Raw genomic sequence first — 23,383 nt, 5'->3', positions numbered from 1 at the left:
AATGATTAGTAGGAAATTCGGATGTTACTTTCAACAGATAAATTAAAGAAAATAAGAAGTGAGCATGGATGGTCACAAGAAGTATTGGCTAAAGCGTCAGGGCTCTCGGTCAGAACTATTCAACGAATAGAGTCTGACGGTAAAGCCTCGGCTGAATCAACCCTTGCCATAGCTTCAGTTTTCAATTTATCCCCGCAATTATTGATGGCAACCTCAAATGAAATCGAAGTTAATTGGGTGAGGAGAATTATCATGAAAAACTTAATGGCGTTGCTGGTCATAACTGGCGCTATTGCAATGTTTGTTGTGCTGGGAGAAAGTGCATCTCTGGTAATTGATGTGCAATCAGGGCTGTTCTTAATTTTGTTTTTATATGCGGCCACAGTGATCGCCTTTGGCACCAAAGGCATGTTGAAATCAATACAGGGCTTGAAGTATTTATTTACTGATGAACTTGTCGGGGGAGTACAAGCCCAATACTTAGCGAAATTGTATAGCAGTCAAGTTAAGTTTCTGTATGCAGGTGCTTTAATTGGCTTTATTAGTGGTGCAATTGGCATTCTTGGCAACATAGACACATACGAAAACTTTGTATTCCAAAGAGCCTCGTCTTTTAATTTGATCATAATATTTCATGCTGCCATCATTGCGGAAAGCATTTTTAGACCATTAAGTTTAAAGCTAAAGACTTGCGATATGCTAAGTTAATACGCAGTGCTACGCTTACATATGATACTTCCGGTGATACTAAAAAAAACTAGGTAGTGTAAAGTTTTATGGAAAAGAGCCAACAATCAAAAAAGTCAAAAGTGCGTGCTATCGAGCGAGGGGAATCGTTACCCTTGCCATTAATAGTTTGCAAAGCAGGAATGACATATGATCCACATTGTCTTCCGGATGAATCAGAGAAAACATTTCTATTCCGCATCATGCGCAAGATGAAAAGGTGGGTTATACGTTGATAAACCAGCCTGATATAAAAACGACGCTAGATTACAGAAGAAATCTTAGTGGTAATTAGACATAAAAAAACCAGAAAGCCTTATTTTTATTGGCGTTTCTGGTCTTTTTCAGTTCTTGTCGAACTTGTGAGTGGTGGAGCAGGGGGGAGTTGAACCCCCGTCCAAAAAACCTACATCCTCGGTCCTACATGCTTAGTCGTTCTATTATTTAACCAGTCAGTCGCCGAACGACAGGCTACTTTCTGGTGAGTCTGATACTGTTTCGCGGTTCACCCTCAGACAAGGTTCCCTCGCTAACCTAGTATAGTATGACCATCGCTCCGCTAGTCTACAGGTAAAACTTGGCGGGGATGGCTAGCATTAAGCTGCTAGTGCGAACGTTTCGTCGTTTGCAACTATAGTTTTGCGGCTTTTTACCAGGCCAACCGCCCCTGGGCATGCACCTTGGGTTTCGCGAATCTTGTCGAATCCTGAATCTGCCCCAAAGTTTGTGGTAAGTGAGTCACTTACAATAAGCGCATTGTACAGCGCTTCGAGTTGTGAAACAACGTGGTATTTTTTAACCAGTTATCGCTGTTTTTATCACAACCAATACCTTAACTAGGCTATGTGCTTGAGTTAGCCATTAAGGTTTTTGTTTTTCATCAAGCGGCCTTTGTCGATCTGCCATTCGCGATCTTTGATATCAGCGCGTTTATCGTGGCTTTTCTTACCTTTACCTAAGTAAAACTCAAGTTTTACCCAGCACTGTTTCCAGTACATAGCAGTGGCAACAAGTGAGAAGCCATCACGCTCAACGGCACCAATTAGGCGGTCAAGCTCCCGGCGATTCAACAATAGCTTACGGCTTCGTACTGGATCGCAAACCACGTGGCTAGAGGCCGCGTTAAGCGGCAGAATTTCGCTACCGACTAGGTAGGCTTCGCCGTCTTTGAGCATGACATAACAATCAGAAATATTGACCTTGCCACTGCGAATGCTCTTAATTTCCCAGCCTTGCAGGCTCATACCTGCTTCGAACTTATCGGTAAGTGCATAGTTGTGACGTGCTTTTTTATTGAGGGCAATGGTATTGCTATTTGATTGTTTTGATTTTTTCTTGGCCATAATCGTTCCACAGTTAACCGCGCACATTATACGGACTAATCCGCAGTTTTGAATCGCCAGAGGAAAAATTATTGAATTTAGTGTGCGAGTAGTGAGCTTTTAATTTCGATTTGCTATGATCTGCGCCCTTAACGGGGGAAATTAATGCCATCAATTCATCGTAGTGCCTTGGTTATGCACAGTGTTAGTGATATGTATAACCTGATCAATGACGTACTTGCTTACCCACAATTTTTACCAGATTGCAGCGACAGTAAAATCATCTCGCAAGATGAGGGTTCAATGACGGCTGCGCTTAAAATTTCAAAGGGCGGGGTAACTAAGTGGTTTACCACAGAAAATACCTTAGTGGAAAACGAGCAAGTGGTATTGAACTTGGTAGATGGACCATTTAAACAGTTAACGGGCAGCTGGGATTTAACTGTGCTGTCTGAAGAGGCGTGTAAGGTCACACTGAGCCTAGAATATGAATTTTCCAGCAAGGTATTAGAGTTGGCATTTGGTAAAATCTTCAACAATATTGCCAATAACATGGTTCAGGCATTTACTCAACAAGCGAAAAAGGTATACGGCTAATGGTAGAGCAGATTCATATTGAAGTGGTCTATGGCGTGGCGACTCGTCAAGAGCTTATTGCTTTACCTGTTGCCAAAGGTACAACCATAGAGCAGGCGATTACTGAGTCAGGCATTATGGATATGTTTGACGATATCGACCTGAGTAAAAACAAAGTTGGCATTTGGAGCCGCGCCGCTAAGCTAAGCGACGAGCTGGAAGATTTAGATCGTATTGAAATTTATCGCCCGCTGATAGCCGACCCAAAAGAAGTGCGTAAACGCCGCGCGGAAAAAGCGAAAGAAGAAGGCCGCGCTGATAAAGTCACTGGTGGCCGAGTTAACAATCTAAGAGCTAAGCCATAGTTTTAACTGGTTTAGCTTCGCTCAATTGCTGAGATACATACCCTGTCTAATATTTAGGTTCGAGTTACCTACTCGGACTAACCATCGGCATTATGCATGGAGCGGCCGATAATTTCCGATAATGCGAAACCATTTGGCAATAGTTGCTATTCGTAGCGCTAATGAACAAATTTACAGCTGCTTTGAAGTTTACTTCTATTTTTGATGCCTATGGTGCCAAGTACTTTATAGGCTTCTTCAACTTGGCTTCTCTTTACCAATATTTGATAACTATTTTGAAAGTCTACGAAATAGGCTATTTTTGACTCATCAAACGTGTTCACTACCTTGACGGTATCCACTTTTCTGAAATCATCGACTACGGTGCAAAACTCATCTTTCTTTGAACAACTGGATACCGAAAATATGATTACCAACATAAAAATTGTTGGTAGGTGATTCCATTTAAAAAAAGCGTTGTTCATTGGTCGCTCCAAGCAGAATTTTGACGTTTTCAAGTTTTAGCAATTAATATTCCATTGGCTCTCTATTCACATGAAATCTGCGGGCTGAGAGTCTGGTTGTCAGTTTGAGCTTCGCTGATACTAGCAACTCTCAGAGTTGATTCGCTTCTATCAGTGAATATTTTGAATAGTGAAAATTTGGACGAGTTACAGCGAACTCCGCTAGCTTATTTTCTGTCGCTTTAACAAAATTTACTAAGTACAACTATCTGCATTCCATCCCTTGCTAATAAGATTCTAAACAGAGCGACGACAACTTTTGACACAATGTTTTCTTCTTAAGTTGGCCAATTTGGGCAGCTAGTTAAAATCTTATGAAAATTTATTCCTATAATTGAGGTCTGGTTTTGGGAGTAATAACACAACCCATTTGGGCGTTTAAATAATAAGGAATTCAATATGCCTTCAATTCTTGGTGTGCCACCTTCACCTTATGTTCGTAAAGTGATTTTGGCGCATGAACACAAAAATATGCCATATGAAGTAAAAATGATGATGCCAGGCTCTGACGATGAGGCGTTTAGAGCCGCTAGCCCGCTTGGCAAAGTGCCAGTCTACGTGACTGATGATGGTTTTAGCTTTGCTGACTCGTCTGTGATGATTGCTTACCTTGAAAAGACGAATAGCACTAACTCATTGTATCCTGATGATGCCAATGACTATGCTAAAGCCTTGTGGCTTGAAGAGTACGCCGACACTAAACTAACCGAAGTTACTGCCGCGCTTTATTTCCAGCGTGTTGTTGGTCCAGCTTTTTTCAATCACACAACGGATGCTGAGCGCTGTCAGGAGGTGATTAATGAGTTAATTCCGCCTCAGCTAGCTTATTTAGAGTCGCAGCTTACAGGTGACTTTTTTGTCGGTGATAAATTGAGTATTGCTGATGTTTGTATTGGTGGTGCGTTAGTGAATCTGCTTCATGCTGATTATGAGCTTGACGCTGCTAGCTACCCGAAACTTACTGCATTCCAGCAGCGTTTCTTCACTATTCCTATGGTGAAGCAGTGTATTGAAAGCGAACAACAAATGTTTGCTGGTGCAAAATCATAGAAGCTTTACTTTGCTTTACTTCCTATATCGGTAAGTTCGAAAGTAGTCTTATCAGCTACAACATCAAAAAAGCAGCCAGTAGGCTGCTTTTTTAGTTTTCGCTTATCGCTAATTGAGCAACGTTACTAGTTACTCATGACTAGCAATGCGAGAGTTGCTCGTTTAGCTATCTTATTCTAGCTATCGTATGGTGTGTTGAAGTTCTCTGAAAGTTCAAAATCACCTTCAGCAGACACTAGCTTGTTGTCAACAAACTTAACGATAAAGTCTTTACGCGCATCAAAGTCCGAATTTCTGCCAGACTTGAATTGATAAACATAGTGCCAAGTGTCTTGCTCGAATGAGTCAATCACCACTGGGCTACCTAAAATAAATTTTACTTGTTCTTTGGTCATGCCCACTTGTAAGCGGTCAATATCTTTTTGTTCAAGGTAGTTACCTTGAGGGATATCAATACGATATACCCAACTTGAGCATGCGCTGGTGGTCAGCGCAAGCGCTAAAATTATGCTTCTTGCTAACATGAAAAACTAAAATCCTACTACATGTGACAGAGGATAATACCCAAGCGAACTGAGAGATACAAAACAATTCACAATAAATTTACGCTGTTGTTATCCTGCCAATAATTCTTGAGCATTCGCTAAGCTGCTCTCGGTAATGGTGTTGCCTGCTAATAAGCGGGCAATTTCTTTGACGCGCGCACCCTCACTAAGTTCCGTAACGCTGGTTTCGGTATGCTCACCATCGGTTAATTTCGCCACGAATAACTGTTGGTGCCCTTTGCATGCCACTTGCGGTAAGTGAGTGACACAAATCACTTGCGTATTTTGCGCTAGTTGTTGCAGCTTTGCTCCTACCATTGCCGCTGTGGGGCCACTAATACCAACATCCACTTCATCGAAAATAAGGGTAGGTGAAACCACTTTGTCGGCAAGGATAACTTGCATGGCAAGGCTAATACGCGAAAGCTCACCACCTGAGGCGACCTTGTGCATGGCTTCTAAGCTTTGTCCTGGGTTAATACTGACAACGAATAAAACCTCGTCTTGCCCTTGAGCACTTGGCTTATCTGACGAAAGTGGCGTAATCGCGACATCAAACTGACCGTGCGGCATATTTAACGTTTGAATACTGGTGGTTACCTTGCTGCTAAGGTTTTTCGCCGCCGACATACGTGAATCGGTAAGTACTTGCGCGGCCTCAAAATAACGCTGCTTGGTTTGCTCTATTTCATCAGCAAGCCCTGCTAGGCGAGTTTCATCACCCGTTAAGCCGTTCAGCTCTAACGCTAATTGTTGGTGGTAATCTGGTAATTGCTCTGGTGCGACTTGGTGTTTTTTCGCCAATTGAATGGCTTGTGAGTAACGCTCCTCAATCATGCTAAAAGCTTGAGGGTCTAGCTCTAGGCGATCGTGATAGTGGCGTAAATCGTTATTGGCTTCTTCAAGTTGCACTACCGCATCATTGATGATGGCGGCGATATTAGCGAGTTCGCTATCGTAATGAGCGAGTGTTGATAAGGTATCGTGACATTTTTGCAGTGCATCTAGCGCATTAAACTGTTCATTTTGCGAAAGAATGTGCAGTGACTCCATGGTGTCAGACAATATCTGCTGGCTATGGCTAAAGCGTTTGAAGTCGGCTTCAAGTGTTTGAAACTCATCAGCTTGCAACGAAAACTCATCCAACTCTTGCACTTGGTACTGCAATAACTGTTTTTTGGCTTCGCGCTGTTGCTGGCTAAGCTCTAGCGCTTCTAACTCTGCCACTTGTTTGCGATAGCTTTGATAATAGTGCTTAACGTTGTCGATAAGATCATCATGACCCGCAAACGCATCTAGCATTTTGCGCTGCTCATTGGGTTTAATGATAAGTTGATGGTCGTGTTGACCATGAATATTGATCAGTAACTGGCCAAGCTCTTTTAATTGTGCCAGTGGTACTTGGCTGCCATTGATAAAGGCACGAGAGCGACCTTCGGCAGAAATTACACGGCGAAGAATACATTCTTGTGCTTCAACAGTGCCGTTTGTTGAATCGCTATCTGGTTGACTTTGCTGTAGCTCCTGACTTGCTAACCATTGCTGCGCAAGCGTGTTGTTGGTGACATCAAACGTGGCGGCTAAATCTGCTTTTTTTGCCCCTGGCCTTACCGTATTTGTGGTTGCGCGCTCACCTAAACAAAGGCCAAGTGCATCTATCGCGATAGATTTACCTGCTCCGGTTTCACCAGTAATGGTGGTCATGCCTTGTTGCCAGTCGATATCCAGAGCTTTGACAATGGCAAAATTTTGAATGGTCAGTTGTAACAGCATAGTCATGTATAAATAAACAGTGTTTAGCTGTCAATTTATACAGTAATTGTCAGTTGTGCAAGTAGAAAGTGAATCTTGCTGTAAAAGTTTCATGCTAAATGTTTGAAACTAATAAAGTTTATTGCCCCAGCTTAGTTTGTTTCTAAGTACGTTGAAGTAACTGTGATCCAGTGGGTGAATAAGGCGCAGGGTATAAGGGCTTTTCTTGATAATTACCTGATCACCTGGCATGACCGCTAAAATAACGTGGCCATCACAGCTAACTTGTAAATTCTCGTGATTATCGTTAGCGAGAATTAACTTAATTTCGCTGTCACCATCTACCACAATCGGGCGGCTGGTTAAGGTGTGTGGGAACATAGGCACCAGCGATAGGGCATTTAGGTTAGGTGTTAAAATTGGCCCGCCTGCCGACATGGAATAAGCGGTTGAACCTGTTGGCGTGGAGACAATTAAACCATCGGAGCGCTGGCTAAACATAAAGCTGTCGTCAATGTAGACTTCAAACTCAATCATGTTAGCAACTTTACCCGCGTGCAGCACCGCTTCGTTGACAGCACTATTAGAACTTTTCAGTTTACCGTGGCGATACACTTCGGCTTCAATAATAAAGCGCTGCTCTGAGCGTGACTCACCGCGCAATATTGCCTCTAACGGCGGAATAACGTCTTGCGGTGATAAGTCGGTCAAGAAACCTAAGTTGCCACGGTTAACGCCAATAACACCTATGCTGTAGCCAGATAACACACGCGCTGCGCCGAGCATGTAACCATCACCACCAACGACAATTGCAAGATCAGCCTGTTCGCCAATATCGGTGAGCGATTGAATATTCGGTTCGCAGTCTGCGTCAATAGCGGATGCGACCGAGCGCTCAACTAATACTTGGTAGTTATTTTCAATTAAATACTGGTGCAGTGTTGAGATGGTCGCGCTGGCGCCTTCGTGATTTGGTTTACCAATAAGGCCAACGGTTTTATACAACTGGCTCATGACGTAATATGCCTGAATTCTTCTTGTTATCGGCAGTGTCGCTCTTAAATTTTCACTTGTAAAGTCAGGGATTTAATAAATCTTGAAAAATGGAGCTTGAAACCAAAATTCTAAACCCCATAATTAGCAACAATTATGTTTTACCGGAGAGATTTTCATGACCACTGAGTCGAACGAAAACCCTATCAATGAAAATAAGACAGCCGAAGAGATTGCTGCTGAAGAGATTATTGCCCAAGCTGAAGAGCAAGTAGAAGAGCAGCACGAACACGCGCATGAAATTCTAAGCGAAGAGCAAGAAAAAATTAACGAATTGGAGCTAGCATTAGCTGCTGCTCAAGCAACGGTTGCTGATCAAAAAGACTCAGTAATTCGCGCCAAAGCAGAGGTTGATAACGTTCGTCGCCGCAGCGCACAAGACGTGGAAAAAGCTCGTAAGTTCGCGTTAGAAAAATTTGCCGGTGATTTACTACCTGTAGTTGATAACCTAGAGCGAGCTATCGAGTCTTTCGACAAAGAAGACGAAAGCCAAAAAGCCATGCTTGAAGGCGTTGAGTTAACGCTACAAAGTTTCTTATCAACGTTAGAAAAATTCGACGTGAAAGCGGTTAACCCACAAGACCAACCATTTAACCCTGAACTTCACCAAGCGATGTCAATGCAAGAAGTACCGGGTGTTGCGCCAAACACGGTAATCGCGGTAATGCAAAAAGGTTACGAGCTAAACGGTCGTTTAATTCGCCCGGCAATGGTAATGGTATCTAAAGCGGCTGCTGTTGATACTCAAGCTTAATAGCTTTAATTGCCAGATGTATTAGAAACCAGCCAAGTGGCTGGTTTTTTTATACCTGTTTCTTTAACGCAATTGCTGATCTTTACCCCTTGGTTTATCAGTACATATCTATGCCAGTTACGGTGAAATCCCTGCTCAGTAAGAAATCCTTACAAAAAGTGATCTTTTTTTATTTTTTTACTTGAAATGCTTTTTCGCGACCCCACTAAGTAAATCATCTAAGCAAAAATGAATTTTTAAAGAATTTCGGAGATCCTCACGATGGGCAAAATTATCGGTATTGACCTAGGGACAACTAACTCATGTGTAGCTGTTCTTGATGGTGACAGCGTACGAGTTATTGAAAACGCAGAAGGCGATCGTACAACCCCTTCAATCATTGCATACACTGCAGAAGGCGAAACATTAGTTGGCCAGCCAGCTAAGCGTCAAGCGGTTACAAACCCAGAAAACACCTTATTCGCAATTAAGCGTTTAATCGGTCGTCGTTTTGAAGATAAAGAAGTACAACGTGACATCGACATCATGCCATTTGGTATCAAGAAAGCTGACAATGGCGATGCGTGGGTAGAAGCGAAAGGTGAAAAAGTTGCGCCACCACAAGTTTCTGCTGAAGTACTTAAGAAAATGAAGAAAACTGCAGAAGACTACTTAGGTGAAACTGTCACTGAAGCTGTTATCACAGTTCCTGCATACTTCAACGATTCACAGCGCCAAGCAACTAAAGATGCTGGCCGTATCGCGGGTCTTGACGTTAAGCGTATTATCAACGAGCCAACAGCTGCTGCCCTTGCTTACGGTATGGACAAGCAACAAGGCGATAAAGTTGTTGCAGTTTATGACCTTGGTGGTGGTACTTTCGATATTTCAATCATTGAAATTGACGAAGTAGAAGGCGAGCACACGTTTGAAGTATTAGCGACAAACGGTGACACGCACTTAGGTGGTGAAGATTTCGATAACCGCTTAATCAACTACTTAGTAGACGAGTTCAAGAAAGACCAAGGCCTTGACCTGAAAAACGATGCACTTGCGATGCAACGTGTTAAAGAAGCAGCAGAAAAAGCAAAATGTGAGCTTTCTTCAGCGCAACAAACTGACGTAAACCTTCCTTACGTTACTGCTGATGCGACTGGTCCTAAACACATGAACATCAAAGTAACGCGCGCTAAGCTTGAGTCACTTGTTGAAGACATGGTTAAAGCGACTTTAGAGCCATTAAAAACTGCTTTATCTGACGCTGACCTGTCAACGTCTGACGTAACAGACGTTATTCTTGTTGGTGGTCAAACTCGTATGCCACTTGTTCAGCAAGTAGTGACTGACTTCTTCGGTAAAGAGCCACGTAAAGACGTTAACCCTGATGAAGCAGTAGCTTCAGGTGCAGCGGTTCAAGCGGGTGTTCTTGCTGGTGACGTAACAGACGTTCTTCTACTAGACGTTACTCCACTTTCTCTAGGTATTGAGACAATGGGTGGCGTGATGACAAAAGTTATCGAGAAAAACACCACGATTCCTACTAAGCAATCGCAAACGTTCTCAACAGCGGAAGACAACCAAGCTGCGGTAACGGTTCACGTACTTCAAGGTGAGCGTAAGCAAGCTTCTGTGAACAAATCACTTGGTCAGTTCAACCTAGAAGGTATCGACCCTGCACCACGTGGTATGCCACAAATCGAAGTTACTTTCGATATTGATGCTGACGGTATCTTACACGTGTCTGCGAAAGACAAGAACACAGGTAAAGAGCAGAAGATCACGATTAAAGCCTCTTCTGGTTTATCGGATGATGAAGTAGAGCAAATGGTACGTGACGCAGAAGCGAATGCTGATGCTGATGCTAAGTTCGAAGAGCTAGTAACTGCACGTAACCAAGCTGACGGTATGATCCACGCAACGAAAACTCAAGTAACTGAAGCAGGTGACGACTTACCAGCAGAAGACAAAGAGAAAATCGAAGCGGCAATCAAAGAACTTGAAGAAGCTATCAAAGGTGACGACAAAGAAGCGATTGAAGCTAAGCAACAAGCATTAATGGAAGCATCAGCTAAGTTAATGGAAATTGCCCAAGCGAAAGCACAAGCTCAAGGCGGTGCAGCTCCTGAAGGCGCGGCGCCAGAAGCTGAAGCAGCAGCTCCTCAAGACGACGTTGTTGACGCTGAGTTTGAAGAGGTTAAAGACGACAAATAGTCGGGCTTGAATCTTGTCGCCAGAAAGCCTTATTTCTGCGTTGGTCATGCTCACATACATTCGTATGCTCCGCGTGACCGCCTTGAACTAAAACTTTCTGGCATAAAGCTTCTTAGCCCTTAATTCTCCATTTGAGTTTTAAGGGTAAATAAAGCGAACAGAAATAATAAAGCGTCGGTATTCGACGCTTTGTTTTGTTTAAACCACTAATGATTATTAAAAACTAAAGTTAATTTGTTTGATGGTTAGTTATGTTGATTAAACTTGGTGTTTAAATAACAAAGCCAGTAAACCAATTAATTTTCGAAAATTTGAAGTAACAGTAAAGAATTAAAGCTATGTCAAAACGTGATTATTATGAGTTATTAGGCGTATCAAAAGACGCGTCGGAACGTGACATTAAAAAGGCTTACAAACGCCTTGCGATGAAGTACCACCCAGACCGTACGCAAGGTGACAAAGAAAAAGAAGAAACCTTTAAGCAAATTAAAGAAGCTTACGAAGTATTAAACGACGACCAAAAACGTGCAGCTTACGACCAATACGGTCACGCAGCCTTTGAACAAGGTGGCATGGGCGGCGGTGGCGGCTTCGGCGGCGGCGCTGACTTTGGCGATATCTTCGGTGATGTCTTTGGCGATATCTTCGGTGGCGGTGGTCGTCGCGGCGGTGGCGGTTCACGCGCTCGTCGTGGTAGCGATTTACGTTACAACCTAGAAATGACGCTAGAAGAAGCGGTTAAAGGTAAATCTGTCGAAATTAAAGTACCCACTTACGCAAGTTGTGAGCCTTGTGGCGGCAGCGGTGCGAAAAAAGGTACTTCTGCTAAAACTTGTGGTACTTGTGGTGGCCATGGCCAAGTGCAAATGCGCCAAGGTTTATTTGCGGTTCAACAAACCTGTCCAACCTGTGGCGGTAAAGGTAGCGTAATTAGCGATCCTTGTAATGCTTGTCATGGTCAAGGTCGTGTCCAGAAAACCAAAACTCTTAACGCGAAGATCCCAGCAGGTGTTGATACCGGTGATCGCATTCGCTTATCTGGCGAAGGTGAAGCGGGTGAGCACGGCGCACCAGCAGGTGACTTATATGTACAAGTAAACGTTAAAGATCATCCAATTTTTGTGCGTGATGAAAACCACCTTTACTGTGAAGTGCCAATTAGTTTTGCTACCGCAGCACTTGGTGGTGAGATTGAAGTACCGACGCTTGAAGGTAAAGTAAAACTTAAGGTACCGAAAGAAACCCAAACCGGCAAAATGTTTCGCTTACGTGGCAAAGGCGTTAAATCAGTGCGTAGTTCAGGCCCGGGCGATTTAATGTGTAAAGTTGTGGTTGAAACGCCGGTGAACTTAACCGGTGATCAAGTTGACTTACTTCGCCAGTTAGATAGCAAAATGGAAGCGAGCAGCAAGAAACATAGCCCAAAAGAAACGGGTTTCTTTGACGGCGTGCGCAAGTTCTTCGATGACCTTAAGTCGTAATTGCTAGCCCCAACAAATACTTTCTAAAAATCCCGCTTCGGCGGGATTTTTGATCTTGAAATAAAAAGCAGGCAATATGATTTGAGGGGATGAGATAAGCATCAAAAAAGTATCATAATCAATAGAAAGGACGCTGCTGATGAACATCAAATTTATTCTTGCTGGCCTACTTGGTATTGCGACGGGGTATGGGCTATCAACATTGCCAATAACAGATGAGCTTATTGATAATGGCAAAGCCAAGACAATACCCTCAATTAACGATTATGCTGAACAATCTGATAATGATGTGATTGTTGAGAATAAACCATCCAACGCAACACTATCATCTAATGTAGAGACCGAAGCACAATTAAGAGATGTCCTCGCTGATAAAGACAAGCAAATAGCTCGACTACAACAAGAGTTAGCGGCTTTAACCGACAAAATACATTCCCAAGCACCACATCATTCGTCTAATTTTCATCAGGCAGAAGGCCTGGGGGCGGATAAGGGTGATGGCGAGCAGCTACGTGTGCAAGCTATCTCGTTTGAACAATTATTGGAGTCAGCAGAGGCTCCTTATGTCAGCATGCTCAGCACGTTAGAGCCAGAAGCGAAAGACTTGTATTCAACTCTTCACAGCAACGTTGAGGAAAACAGCCAAGTAGAGCGCGATTTTGAACTAGAAATGAAAATTCAAGATTTTGTGACATTGCATTCGCTTGCTAACGAAGTAGAACTTGCCAGTGTGATCTGTAAAAACGGTGTTTGTGAAGCCAAAGGAAAGGAGTTAGCGAGCTATAGCTGGCAAAGGGTGATGAATAGTATGTTGCAAACGCCATGGAGTCGATTCTTAAGTTCATATTCGACCGCTGATCAAATCGATGATCAAGGTGAATTTTTCTACACATTAATGAAGTATTAAGAATAATTTCAAATTGAGGCGCATTGCTTGAGTGGTCTAATCAAAGCCTTACCACTTCCAAAGCCAAGGCATAGCGAGCAAACTCAGCAAAGCTAGCTATGCTTGGGTGATTACAATGTTTGCGTGCTTAGCGTTAAAAATAGTGTGATTAAAGTGAACTAAGCTAAATTTGGCGCGTTATTTAGTGAAAACCTTAAGCTAGATCATCGGGTTACAATTCGTCACTATACAAGCTTTGCAGCCATACATTAGAATTGGCGAAATTTTAATAACACTGCTTGCTAAGTGGTCTTAAAACACTGGCTTATTTTCCGGAAAGTAACATGCGCAAACTTCTATTTTCGTTATTCGCCTTATTACAAAGTTCAATGCTTCTTGCTGAAGAGCAACCATTACCACCACCAGACCCTGCTTTTGAAGGTGTTCACGGTATTGTACTAATGAACAAAAATGCCAATATTTTTGCTTCACATATGCCAACGTACGAAAAGCCAGGCAATTATCAAATTCTTTATAAGTTGCAAGTAAAAGACGTAAATTTAGTACAGTTGGTTAAGCACAATGAACTAGTTACGGTAAAGCCTGAGTCATTCAATTTACAACGCTTAATACGCGGTGAAAAAATTAGTGTTAAAGGTGATGTTTATATCGGGCATTACGAGCGTGATGGCATGCTAGTTTACGAGGGGATGACATTAGATTTCGACCAGCATTTGTTTGTACGTGAGCTAACCGAGTTACAAGCATCAAGCAATATTCAAGAATACAGCGCTGTTGAATACAGAAGTAAAACAGGGCGTTTATACGTTCATCACATTCAGCAAGCGCCTAGCTACGACCATATTGTTTATGTTGATCTTGAAGCAAGCTGTCCAACAAAGTTTGCAACGTCTGGTGCTGTTGCCAAAGAAAATGAAGTGCTATTTAAACTACTTCACTGCGGTACCATGAAGCCGCTTTACTATGAAACAGAGGACTTTGCAGGTAAATAAGATTGGTTTCTTGGTGTGTTAAGTACTTTTAAGTGTTTTAAGTGCGACGCAATTTAGGTGATAACTTAAGGTTGGAGCTTAAGGTTAGAGCTTTGCGTCGCACGAAGAAGTTAGCATATATTTAAAACGATATATTTATCTATTTTTCTCGCCTACTTTTAATATAACCAATTGTTAGTTTTCCTAACTCCTTTATTTTTTCTACCAATCTTCGACTTTAATTTTCTTCTGTAAAGTTTGGCAATACGCCGCTGCGACTATGTTCAAATACTAGAGACGTTTCAACCGTTTGCACTTCTTCTCGCGACGTAATCGCGTCAAACACAAATTTACGTAAGTGCTCACTGTCTTTAACCGACATATGAATATAGTAATCGTACATACCCCCCATGTGGTAAAGGCTGACGATTTCAGGTAGTAGTAAAAGATCATCGCGTAGCTGGTTCACTATTTCTTCTGAATAGGGTTGCAGCTTAATGGCGGCAATAGCCTCAATGTTGCCACCAATAGTTTTAAAGTTGATATCAACATAAGCCTTTTTTATCACTCCTGCTTGCCTTAAACGTTTAACGCGCTCTAAACACGTTGAAGGGGCAATATTGATTTTCGCGGCGAGCTCTTTGTTCGTGATATCCGCGTCATTAAACAAAATTGTTAATATTTTTAAGTCGATAGCATCTAATTTTTTCAAAATATTGTCTAAGCTCTGTGTTGTGTTCTTGTCTTTCGAGAGTTTTTGCTCAATTATATACGTCAGACGTTGTAATCTTGTCTTATAAGAACAAATATCTAAATAAAGGAATAATTCCGAATATAGCTCACTAATTTCGAAGTTGATACAAATAAATTGAAATATTATTTGGCTTATGGACTTTTTGGTGACATATTATGTCTTGAAATGTATTAGGGAAGTAAACTATGACAGTAAAAGCGATACAAGACTTTTTAAAACTTGAGGCGGCCAGCGGTATTATTTTAATGATTGCCGCTGTTATTGCCATTATTCTCGCCAACTCACCACTAAATGAATATTACGACATGTTCTTGAGCATCCCCGTAGTGGTTGCGATTGGCAGCTTTGAAATTGCTAAGCCTTTACTACTTTGGATCAATGACGGCTTAATGGCAATGTTCTTTTTCTTGATTGGTCTTGAGCTAAAGCGAGAATTTCTTGAAGGCGAACTATCAAAGCCTGGTCAAATAGCCTTACCTGCCGTCGGTGCAATTGGTGGTATGGCGGTGCCGGCACTCATTTATGCGGGACTAAACTATCAAGACCCACAAGCGCTAAATGGCTGGGCAATCCCTACCGCAACTGATATTGCCTTTGCCTTGGGTATTTTGGCCATGGTGGGTAGTAAAGTACCACTACAACTAAAAATATTCTTAACCTCGCTAGCTATATTTGATGACCTAGGCGCGATTATTGTAATTGCATTGTTTTACACAGATCAGTTATCGATTACCTCGCTGGTGGTATCTGCTATCGTTTTAGTTGTGCTGTTTATTTTGAACAAACGTGGTGTAAGAGACACCGCACCTTATATTTTCTTCGGTATTGTGTTGTGGGTTGCCGTATTAAAATCAGGCGTACATGCGACATTAGCTGGTGTAACCTTGGCATTGTTTATTCCAATGAAAGGACGTGAGGGTGAGCCTTCACCACTAAAATCGCTTGAGCACAACTTACACGCCATGGTGGCCTTTATTATCCTGCCTATCTTTGCCTTTGCTAACGCAGGTGTGAATTTAGATGGCGTTGGAATGAATGATGTATTGTCGCCAGTTCCGCTTGGAATCATTTTAGGCTTGTTTGTTGGTAAACAGCTAGGTGTTTTCGGTTTCTGTTTTATCGCGATTAAAGCTGGCTTAGTTAAGTTGCCAGAAAACACTAACTGGACCTTGCTATACGGAGCGTCACTGCTTTGTGGTGTTGGTTTCACTATGAGTTTATTTATTGGCTCACTTGCCTTTGAACAAACTGGTGCAAATATGATTTACCAAGATCGTTTAGGCATTATCATTGGTTCAGTTATCTCAGGTACACTGGGTTACTTAATCATTAAACGTGGGGTTGGTCGATTAACTAAGTCCGTTAACTAGTTGACTTAGTGAAATCACAAACCTCAAATAAAAAACGGCGATATCACTATCGCCGTTTTTTCGTTAAAATAGCCGTAAATTTCATTCTCCAGCATATTGCTAGCGCTGTATTCGTATTTTAGACCTAAAGTTTAATGCACCAGATTGACGACATCATTTCGATTTTCAACAACACTTTTTTTGATTCATTTAATACTAAGTTGGTCAAAGGCAAAGATGAGCCAATTTATTTGCCTGCTGACGACACTGTAGATCATCATCGCATTATTTTTGCCCATGGCTTTTATGCCAGTGCGTTGCATGAAATTGCGCATTGGTGCATCGCTGGCCCAGAGCGCAGATTGTTGGAAGATTTTGGCTATTGGTATGAACCCGATGGTCGAACTGAAATGCAACAAAAAGAATTTGAAAAAGTTGAGGTTAAGCCTCAAGCAGTAGAGTGGGCGTTATGTGTTGCTGCGGGTAAAAATTTCCGAGTGTCAGCAGATAACCTCAACGGCGCTGAGCCTGACTATCAAGGGTTTAAAAACTCAGTGTTCGAGCAAGTTAAGACTTATCTCGTTGATGGCTTTCCTGTTCGTGCTCAGCAATTGATGGCAGCCTTATGTGAGTTCTATCAAACCAATATGCCTAGCAGTGAACATGATTTCGTTAGGGTATCACCATAAGCAGGAAGTTATGAAACAAGCATTCAAGCTAGGCTTTATTGTTAATCCTATCGCGGGGATTGGCGGCAGCGTTGCATTAAAGGGCAGTGATGGTGAAGGTATAGCACAGCAAGCACTGCAACTTGGTGCGACAGCAAAAGCTAATCAAAGGGCGGCGACTGCACTTTCGGTACTAAAACCATACCAAGAGCAAATTCAAATATTTACCGCTAGTGGTGATATGGGCGAGTACTGCGCTCGGGAATTGGGTTTTAGTATTACCAATGTTTACCAAGCGCCACTGCAATCATCAGCTAGCGATACCGAAAATACAGTTGCAGCACTAGTTGCTGAAGGTGTTGACCTGATTTTATTTGCCGGCGGCGATGGCACAGCGCGCAATATTTGCCATCAAATTGAAGCGTTGCAAGCTAATCACAATATGCCTGTGTTGGGTATTCCAGCAGGTTGTAAAATTCATTCCGGTGTTTATGCGGTAACGCCTAAAGCTGCTGGCCGTATTGTTGAGATGATGGTAACTAATCAACTGGTTACGTTAACGGATGCCGACGTGATGGATATTGATGAAAGCTTGTTTCGCGACGGTGTTGTCAAAGCCAAACGTTATGGTGAAATGCAAATTCCGATGGAGCTGCGATACGTGCAGGCCGTTAAAGCGGGGGGGAAAGAATCAGACGAGCTTGTTTTGCAAGATATTGCTGCACATGTGATTGATGAACTCGATGACAGCCTCGCTGTTATTGGTTCAGGCTCAACAACAGCAGCCATTATGGATGAAATGGGAATCGACAATACGCTACTGGGTGTCGATCTAGTTCAAAGTGAAACGGTGATAGCTAGTGATGTAACTGAACCAGAATTGTGGGCGTTTGTGCAGCAACATCAAGCAACGAGTGACGAGCCAATTAAGTTGGTAATTACTGTGATAGGTGGTCAAGGGCATATTTTTGGCCGAGGTAATCAGCAGCTTAGTCCACGCATAATCAAGGCAGTGGGGAAAGACAATATTATTATTGTGGCGACCAAAACGAAACTAGCTAGCTTAAATGCAAGGCCGCTAATTGCTGACACTGGTGATGATGAGCTCGATCAGGCTTTAGCTGGTTATTTACCGATTGTGACTGGCTATCGTGACCAAGTGTTATACCCTGTTGCTAGCCCGCTTTGATCGGCAGAGTGCCTAATTCTCAATCCTCAACATCAATATTTTTAAGTTTTATTCGGAGCAAATTGTGACGTTCGCTAATCTTTCAGAGTTATATCTTCATTTTGACCAACTGGCAGAGCATGATGCAGATGCCGATACGCTTTTTGCTTCTAGCTATATTCGAGGCTTTATTGCTTTGGTGGCGAGCGAATCGGGTGATGAGTCACAACCGCTTAGCAGTCAGTTAGCAACCAGTGTGACAGCGCAGCTAAGCAAAGCGAAAGCTGAGCTTTCGCCACAAGATCAAGTGATTGTTAGCAACTATTGGCAGTCTCTACTGACGAGTTTTTCACTCTAAGAATTTCTAATTTTAAAAGCTCAACTCGTAGCGTACTTACCTTTGATAATGTCTTTAATAACAAAGCGATTAGCGGCCAAATTAAAACGCATTTTACTAGGCAAAGGGTAGGGCTGGTTGCATAAATCAGCCACTAACATATCGCTCACTAACGGTGCTGAACACAACCCGCGAGCACCAAGCCCTGAAATTACATAAAGGTTTGCGTAATAAGGAGCTGGTGAATTGATTTTCCAGTTCTTATCTTGTGCCAATTTTCCATACAAAGCAGGGTACTGGTCCGTTTTCGGCATTGGGCCGGCAATCGGTAAATGATCTGGCGTCATTGCTCTTAAACGAGCCTTTTGACCAACGATACTGCTTTGATCAATAGTTTCAAGCTCTGGCATGCTTTGGCTTATCATCTCGATATTGTAGGTATCATCTACGCTGCGAACCTCAATATCTCTGTCGTTTTTGTCAAACGTGGCACCAATGCAGAATTTTTCGTTATTAGCCGGTGTCATATAGCCTTTATGGCAGATCACTGTGTTTAATTGATGATCGGGGCTCGCAATAGCGACTTCAGAAACTTGGCCACGCACAGGGTATTGCGGCAGTTCGTTGATCGGCGTGAGTTGATCGCTATCAGCGCCACCACAAACGACCAATGTCGATGCGATAAGCTCTCCCTTATTGGTTTGCAGTTGCCAGCGCTGGTCGTCAAGTTGGGTTAACTGCTCGACCTTGGTATTGGTACGAATTTTCACTTGGCCAATCTTACTGGCTGCGTCAAACAGTGCCTTGACGAGCTCAGCGGGTGCAATCCAGCCAGCCTGAGGAATAAACATGCCGCCGTTGGTGAGGGTTACACCGGCAATTTGTGAGGCTTGCTGCGCGTCTAAACTGTGAATAATATCGTGCGGCCATACAGGCGCACTCGCAAATTTTTCTTGGCGCTTTTGTAAAGCCTCTTTGTATGAAAGCTCAAGTAAGCCGCACCAAGCGTGAGCAAAGTCGTAACCTTGGGCAACTAGTTCATCATAAAAAGTGCGAGCCCTAGCTAATGCGTGTACATAGAATTCACTAATCTCGTCGCGCTGTAGATGAATGAGCGGATACAAGGCGCCAATTGCATTGCTTGACGCGCCTTGTGCAATTGCTTCATCTTTGCAAATTACACTAACTTTTACCCCTTGCTGGGCAAGCTGATAAGTTAAACAAGCTGCGGCAATGCCACCACCGATAATCGTCACGTGTTGCGCTTTGGGCTGGTTGGGTCTGAGTAAGTACCCTTTGCCAGAATTTGGAGATTGTTGAAACTTCGCCACTAAGGTTTGATTCTTTTTACCTGCGGTCTTTTTCTTGGCAACGCGAAAACCAACTTGGGTAAGACGGCGACGAACAAACCCAGCAACGGTAAAGGTGGCTAATGTTGCATCTTCTGCCGACAGGCGAGCGATTTGCTCAAATAATGCTTCACTCCACATCGCTGAGTTTTGTGAAGGTGAAAAGCCGTCGAGGTACCAAGCGTTTATTTTGGCGTGTTTGGCTAGCTTTAGCTTGGCAAAACCTTGCGTTGCATCGTCAAATAAAATCGTTAATTTGAGTTTGTTGTTAAATAGCGAAAGTTCACAGCGTTGCTGCGGGCGATCAGGGTATTGTGCTAGCACTTTTGCTATTAGTGGTTGTAAATCAGTCCACATGGCTAAGCTTTGCTTGATACTCTCACTAGATAGCGGGTATTTTTCAACACTAATAAAGTGCACATCTGTAACTTTATCGCCACCATATTTAGCGATTAGCTGCTGCATTTTTGCGGCGGTTAGGAAAAAGTTCAAGCCAGTGCCAAAGCCTGTTTCGCCAATAATCAATGGGGTGTTTGTCTCTAGTAGGCGCTCACTAATTTGGTTGCCGCGCAGGAAAACTTGCTCACTTTGTTGGCAGCCAGATTCAGTATCAAAATAAATATCGTCAAACTGTAATGAATATGGGGCACCATTGTCTTGATAGGCTATATTTTGAAAGTCTTTGGGCGAGTCGTTAGACGTGTTGTGCGTGTTGTCGTTGTGATGGTTGCTAGCTTGGGTCACAGGAACTATTGGGAATGAATCGATCTTATTAATATTTTAACGCGTAACAACAGCCAAAGTCATTGTCAAAAACAGCGACAATGCGCCAGTGATGAATTATGCTGGAATACGCTGGGTGAATCGGCGAGCAGGTACGTTATTCATGGTTGAAAATAATTCAGCGTACATTTGTACACTGGATAGACCAGCCTGAGTAAAAAAACTCGCTATGATATGCCCGTTTTTACAAATTATTATGGTTTAGATAAATGAAACGTGTCGTGATCACAGGATTGGGTGTTGTATCAAGTATAGGTAATGACGCCAAGGAAGTTTTAACATCATTAAAAACAGGGCGCTCTGGTATTACTCGCTCAGAAAGCTTCGCCGAAGTTGGCTTGCGCAGCCAAGTTTGGGGCAAACCAGAAATTACCTTAAAAGACCACATTGATCGCAAAGCGATGCGTTTTATGGGCGATGCCTCTGCTTACGCATACATTGCAATGAATCAAGCCATTGAAGACGCAAAATTAACACCAGAACAAGTTTCAAATATTCGCACTGGCATTGTTGCGGGCTCTGGTGGCGCATCATCGGCAAACGTGGTTTCGTCAGCTGATACTTTACGTGAAAAGGGCGTTAAACGTGTTGGCCCTTATGCTGTGCCTAAAACCATGTCGAGCACGATTTCTGCGTGTTTAGCGACACCGTTCAAAATTCTTGGTGTGAACTATTCAATTAGTTCCGCTTGTGCAACATCTGCGCACTGTATTGGTCATGCAATGGAGCTTATTCAGTTAGGTAAGCAAGACATCGTATTTGCGGGCGGTGGTGAAGAAGTAGATTGGTCACTTGCCATGATGTTTGATGGCATGGGCGCTTTATCTACCAAGTACAACGAAACACCCGAGCAAGCTTCTCGCACTTATGATGCCGATCGCGATGGCTTTGTTATTTCAGGTGGCGGCGGTATGGTCGTGGTAGAAGAACTTGAACACGCGCTTGCACGTGGTGCCCATATTTATGCTGAAATAGTGGGCTATGGCGCAACTTCAGATGGTTACGACATGGTGGCACCAAGTGGTGAAGGCGCTGTGCGTTGTATGGAAATGGCAATGCAAGATGTAGAAGGTGACATTGATTACTTAAACACCCATGGCACTTCAACGCCTGTTGGTGATGTGAAAGAGCTAGGCGCGATTCAACAAGTATTTGGTGAAAAATCGCCGATGATCAGTGCAACTAAAGCCATGACTGGCCACGCACTTGGCGCTGCTGGCGTGCACGAAGCTATTTACTCAATCTTGATGATGGAAAACAACTTTGTTGCACCATCAATCAATGTCAACAACCTAGATGAAGAAGCACAGGGCTTAAACATCGTTACTGAAGCGCAAGATGCAGAGCTGAACTTAGTGATGTCAAACAGCTTTGGTTTTGGTGGCACGAACTCAACACTTGTGATGAAAAAATATCAGTCATAAGTGGATTAGCTTTTCACCTGTAAAGGTAGCGTCGGTTTAGTCGCTTAATTTTATAGTTTATAAGCTTGATACTAAACCGTAACGTAAGCCTCGTTAGCCCAATTCTTATGGGTTACGGGGCTTTTTAACAATAACGCCCCCTCAAAATGAAGCGCAGTTCACTGCCTTGTTCATTTATTGCAAACTGCACCGTCTCTTGTTTGTATAGTCACTGTTTCTAGAGAAATACCGAAAATCACTCGATTGCTGATATCCCAATCAAAATTGATTTAGTATCATGAGGTTAGTCTTATTTGTTTGATGGACGGACTGTGCAGGAACAACAAACTCATTGGCAGAAATGCAAACTCTATTTCACTCGGCTAGCCATTAAGCTCGCGATGCGTTTTAAGTGGCTTAAAGCGGCTCGTTATAGCCAAGAAGAGTTAAATGAGTTGCTCGCTGCCAACTTTCCACAAACCATCCCATTGCCTATCGCTAATAGTCAGGGAGAGCTGACAATACTTAATGCTGAGCTGACGATGCCCTTAGCGCAAGACAAACTGCATATTCAACTGCTTTGTGCCATGAATATTAGTGTCGCGCAGCGTGATATTTATCGCGCACATTTAGTCGCAACAGGCAGCGTGCTGCCTTATTTCGACATCGAAGAGCGCGTGATTCGAATTCGAGACATGCAACTGGCTGAGATTCGCTTAGTGAACGATGATTATGCTTTTATTGGCTCAACGACAGACTTAGTGACCTTGTTTATGCCAAAGCCGTTCAAATACTTGTTGCTAAGTACTGTGCAATTAACATTTTCGCTGCTTAAAGGCGTTGTGCCCAACGACCTGTTGAATTACCTAAGTCTTTACTCGTCAGGCAGTAAGCAACGAGTGCTCGACTATCATAAACCGGAAATAGAAAACACCTTGGTCGATAAAGTAGAGCAAGAAGACTGGTTTTACGAGCTTGATGAAAGCGACTTTGAAGAGCAGATATTTGCTGAATACGGTCAACATATTGCAGTTGAAGATGGACACTTAGTGTTTAAGTTTCATTTAGACTAATACCCATTTCATTATTACTTAATCTTTCTGGCATGGTAAAACGCTCATTAGCTAGGTTGTTATTTTTGAAATTAGAGCAACTAACTAGTTACCAAAAAATAACGCTTGCCTATATAGGTGCAGTTACTTAGGTTTTACAGTGAGCATAAAGCCTGTGTTTATTAACCTTTTTCCCTCCCCACAATTGATCAATTCATTAATTCTATTGGCATAAAAAAGGGTTAACTTAAGTTAACCCTTTCAAATAGAGGAAGTGGTAAATTGAATGCCTGTTTGGATTCAACGCCAGTGATGCAAAACAACG

Annotated in this window: 21 protein-coding genes and 1 other RNA gene; 15 read left to right on the top strand and 7 right to left on the bottom strand. The window is 42.8% G+C overall.

The window, feature by feature from the left end; genetic code table 11:
* Positions 1-21: 21 nt before the first annotated feature.
* Positions 22-708, top strand: a complete 687-nt coding sequence (locus tag DXX92_RS13485) for a helix-turn-helix domain-containing protein (RefSeq protein WP_116000917.1) — start codon at positions 22-24, stop codon at positions 706-708.
* 385 nt (positions 709-1,093) lie between these two features.
* Here the strand turns inward: DXX92_RS13485 and ssrA are convergent.
* Positions 1,094-1,445: a transfer-messenger RNA gene (ssrA, locus tag DXX92_RS13480) on the bottom strand.
* A gap of 135 nt (positions 1,446-1,580) precedes the next feature.
* Entirely contained in the window at positions 1,581-2,069 is a 489-nt protein-coding gene (gene smpB / locus DXX92_RS13475; protein ID WP_116000916.1) for an SsrA-binding protein SmpB, read from the bottom strand.
* 144 nt (positions 2,070-2,213) lie between these two features.
* On the opposite strand from smpB, the gene DXX92_RS13470 reads away from it, so the two are divergent.
* The 3 genes from DXX92_RS13470 (at position 2,214) to DXX92_RS13455 (ending at position 4,542) form a co-directional block, all read left to right on the top strand.
* Positions 2,214-2,645 (top strand): type II toxin-antitoxin system RatA family toxin, encoded by a 432-nt coding sequence (locus tag DXX92_RS13470; protein WP_116000915.1) that lies wholly within the window; start codon positions 2,214-2,216, stop codon positions 2,643-2,645.
* Positions 2,645-2,989 carry an RnfH family protein gene (locus tag DXX92_RS13465; RefSeq protein ID WP_116000914.1) on the top strand — a complete coding sequence of 115 codons (345 nt, stop codon included), beginning with the start codon at positions 2,645-2,647 and terminating at the stop codon, positions 2,987-2,989. The genes DXX92_RS13470 and DXX92_RS13465 overlap by 1 nt, the downstream gene beginning before the upstream one ends.
* 902 nt (positions 2,990-3,891) lie before the next feature.
* On the top strand, positions 3,892-4,542 hold the full coding sequence (locus DXX92_RS13455; protein WP_116000912.1) for a glutathione S-transferase family protein: 651 nt from the start codon (positions 3,892-3,894) through the stop codon (positions 4,540-4,542).
* Between the two features lie 176 nt (positions 4,543-4,718).
* Here DXX92_RS13455 and DXX92_RS13450 read toward each other — a convergent pair whose 3' ends face one another.
* From DXX92_RS13450 to nadK, 3 genes are all read right to left on the bottom strand, one after another.
* On the bottom strand, positions 4,719-5,066 hold the full coding sequence (locus DXX92_RS13450; RefSeq protein ID WP_116000911.1) for an outer membrane protein assembly factor BamE: 348 nt from the start codon (positions 5,064-5,066) through the stop codon (positions 4,719-4,721).
* A gap of 90 nt (positions 5,067-5,156) precedes the next feature.
* On the bottom strand, positions 5,157-6,860 hold the full coding sequence (gene recN / locus DXX92_RS13445) for a DNA repair protein RecN (RefSeq protein ID WP_116002432.1): 1,704 nt from the start codon (positions 6,858-6,860) through the stop codon (positions 5,157-5,159).
* Between the two features lie 108 nt (positions 6,861-6,968).
* Positions 6,969-7,853, bottom strand: coding sequence for an NAD(+) kinase (nadK, locus tag DXX92_RS13440; RefSeq protein ID WP_116000910.1), 885 nt, complete (start codon positions 7,851-7,853; stop codon positions 6,969-6,971).
* Between the two features lie 157 nt (positions 7,854-8,010).
* Between nadK and grpE the strand changes: the two genes are divergently transcribed.
* The 5 genes from grpE (at position 8,011) to DXX92_RS13415 (ending at position 14,216) form a co-directional block, all read left to right on the top strand.
* On the top strand, positions 8,011-8,646 hold the full coding sequence (gene grpE, locus DXX92_RS13435; protein WP_116000909.1) for a nucleotide exchange factor GrpE: 636 nt from the start codon (positions 8,011-8,013) through the stop codon (positions 8,644-8,646).
* A 261-nt stretch (positions 8,647-8,907) separates the two neighbouring features.
* Complete coding sequence (gene dnaK / locus DXX92_RS13430; protein ID WP_116000908.1) at positions 8,908-10,836, top strand: molecular chaperone DnaK; 1,929 nt, start codon at positions 8,908-8,910, stop codon at positions 10,834-10,836.
* Positions 10,837-11,174: 338 nt separating this feature from the next.
* Positions 11,175-12,317, top strand: a complete 1,143-nt coding sequence (gene dnaJ / locus DXX92_RS13425) for a molecular chaperone DnaJ (RefSeq protein ID WP_116000907.1) — start codon at positions 11,175-11,177, stop codon at positions 12,315-12,317.
* 139 nt (positions 12,318-12,456) lie between these two features.
* Positions 12,457-13,224, top strand: coding sequence for a hypothetical protein (locus DXX92_RS13420; protein WP_116000906.1), 768 nt, complete (start codon positions 12,457-12,459; stop codon positions 13,222-13,224).
* A 323-nt stretch (positions 13,225-13,547) separates the two neighbouring features.
* Complete coding sequence (locus DXX92_RS13415; protein ID WP_116000905.1) at positions 13,548-14,216, top strand: hypothetical protein; 669 nt, start codon at positions 13,548-13,550, stop codon at positions 14,214-14,216.
* A gap of 217 nt (positions 14,217-14,433) precedes the next feature.
* Here the strand turns inward: DXX92_RS13415 and DXX92_RS13410 are convergent, their stop codons facing one another.
* Positions 14,434-14,907: an Lrp/AsnC family transcriptional regulator gene (locus tag DXX92_RS13410; RefSeq protein WP_116000904.1), complete on the bottom strand. Its 474-nt coding sequence runs from the start codon at positions 14,905-14,907 to the stop codon at positions 14,434-14,436.
* A 227-nt stretch (positions 14,908-15,134) separates the two neighbouring features.
* On the opposite strand from DXX92_RS13410, the gene nhaA reads away from it, so the two are divergent.
* The 4 genes from nhaA to DXX92_RS13390 all read left to right on the top strand — a co-directional run bounded on the left by nhaA (position 15,135) and on the right by DXX92_RS13390 (position 18,492).
* Positions 15,135-16,319, top strand: a complete 1,185-nt coding sequence (gene nhaA / locus DXX92_RS13405; protein ID WP_116000903.1) for a Na+/H+ antiporter NhaA — start codon at positions 15,135-15,137, stop codon at positions 16,317-16,319.
* A gap of 134 nt (positions 16,320-16,453) precedes the next feature.
* Complete coding sequence (locus tag DXX92_RS13400; RefSeq protein ID WP_116000902.1) at positions 16,454-16,987, top strand: elongation factor P hydroxylase; 534 nt, start codon at positions 16,454-16,456, stop codon at positions 16,985-16,987.
* 10 nt (positions 16,988-16,997) lie between these two features.
* Positions 16,998-18,155, top strand: a complete 1,158-nt coding sequence (locus DXX92_RS13395; RefSeq protein ID WP_116000901.1) for an ATP-NAD kinase family protein — start codon at positions 16,998-17,000, stop codon at positions 18,153-18,155.
* 64 nt (positions 18,156-18,219) lie between these two features.
* Positions 18,220-18,492 carry a YfcL family protein gene (locus DXX92_RS13390; protein WP_245961483.1) on the top strand — a complete coding sequence of 91 codons (273 nt, stop codon included), beginning with the start codon at positions 18,220-18,222 and terminating at the stop codon, positions 18,490-18,492.
* Between the two features lie 20 nt (positions 18,493-18,512).
* On the opposite strand, the gene mnmC is transcribed toward DXX92_RS13390, so the two are convergent.
* A complete protein-coding gene (mnmC, locus tag DXX92_RS13385) occupies positions 18,513-20,564 on the bottom strand; it encodes a bifunctional tRNA (5-methylaminomethyl-2-thiouridine)(34)-methyltransferase MnmD/FAD-dependent 5-carboxymethylaminomethyl-2-thiouridine(34) oxidoreductase MnmC (RefSeq protein WP_245961482.1) in 2,052 nt (683 codons plus the stop codon).
* A gap of 248 nt (positions 20,565-20,812) precedes the next feature.
* On the opposite strand from mnmC, the gene fabB reads away from it, so the two are divergent.
* Both fabB and DXX92_RS13375 read left to right on the top strand, forming a co-directional pair.
* On the top strand, positions 20,813-22,027 hold the full coding sequence (gene fabB, locus DXX92_RS13380; RefSeq protein ID WP_116000899.1) for a beta-ketoacyl-ACP synthase I: 1,215 nt from the start codon (positions 20,813-20,815) through the stop codon (positions 22,025-22,027).
* Positions 22,028-22,338: 311 nt separating this feature from the next.
* On the top strand, positions 22,339-23,079 hold the full coding sequence (locus DXX92_RS13375; RefSeq protein WP_147301963.1) for a hypothetical protein: 741 nt from the start codon (positions 22,339-22,341) through the stop codon (positions 23,077-23,079).
* The last annotated feature ends 304 nt before the right edge of the window (positions 23,080-23,383 follow it).

The sequence above is a fragment of the Thalassotalea euphylliae genome (assembly GCF_003390395.1).
Taxonomy (GTDB): Bacteria; Pseudomonadota; Gammaproteobacteria; order Enterobacterales; family Alteromonadaceae; genus Thalassotalea_F; species Thalassotalea_F euphylliae_C.
This window is presented reverse-complemented; position numbering and strand designations above follow the sequence as displayed.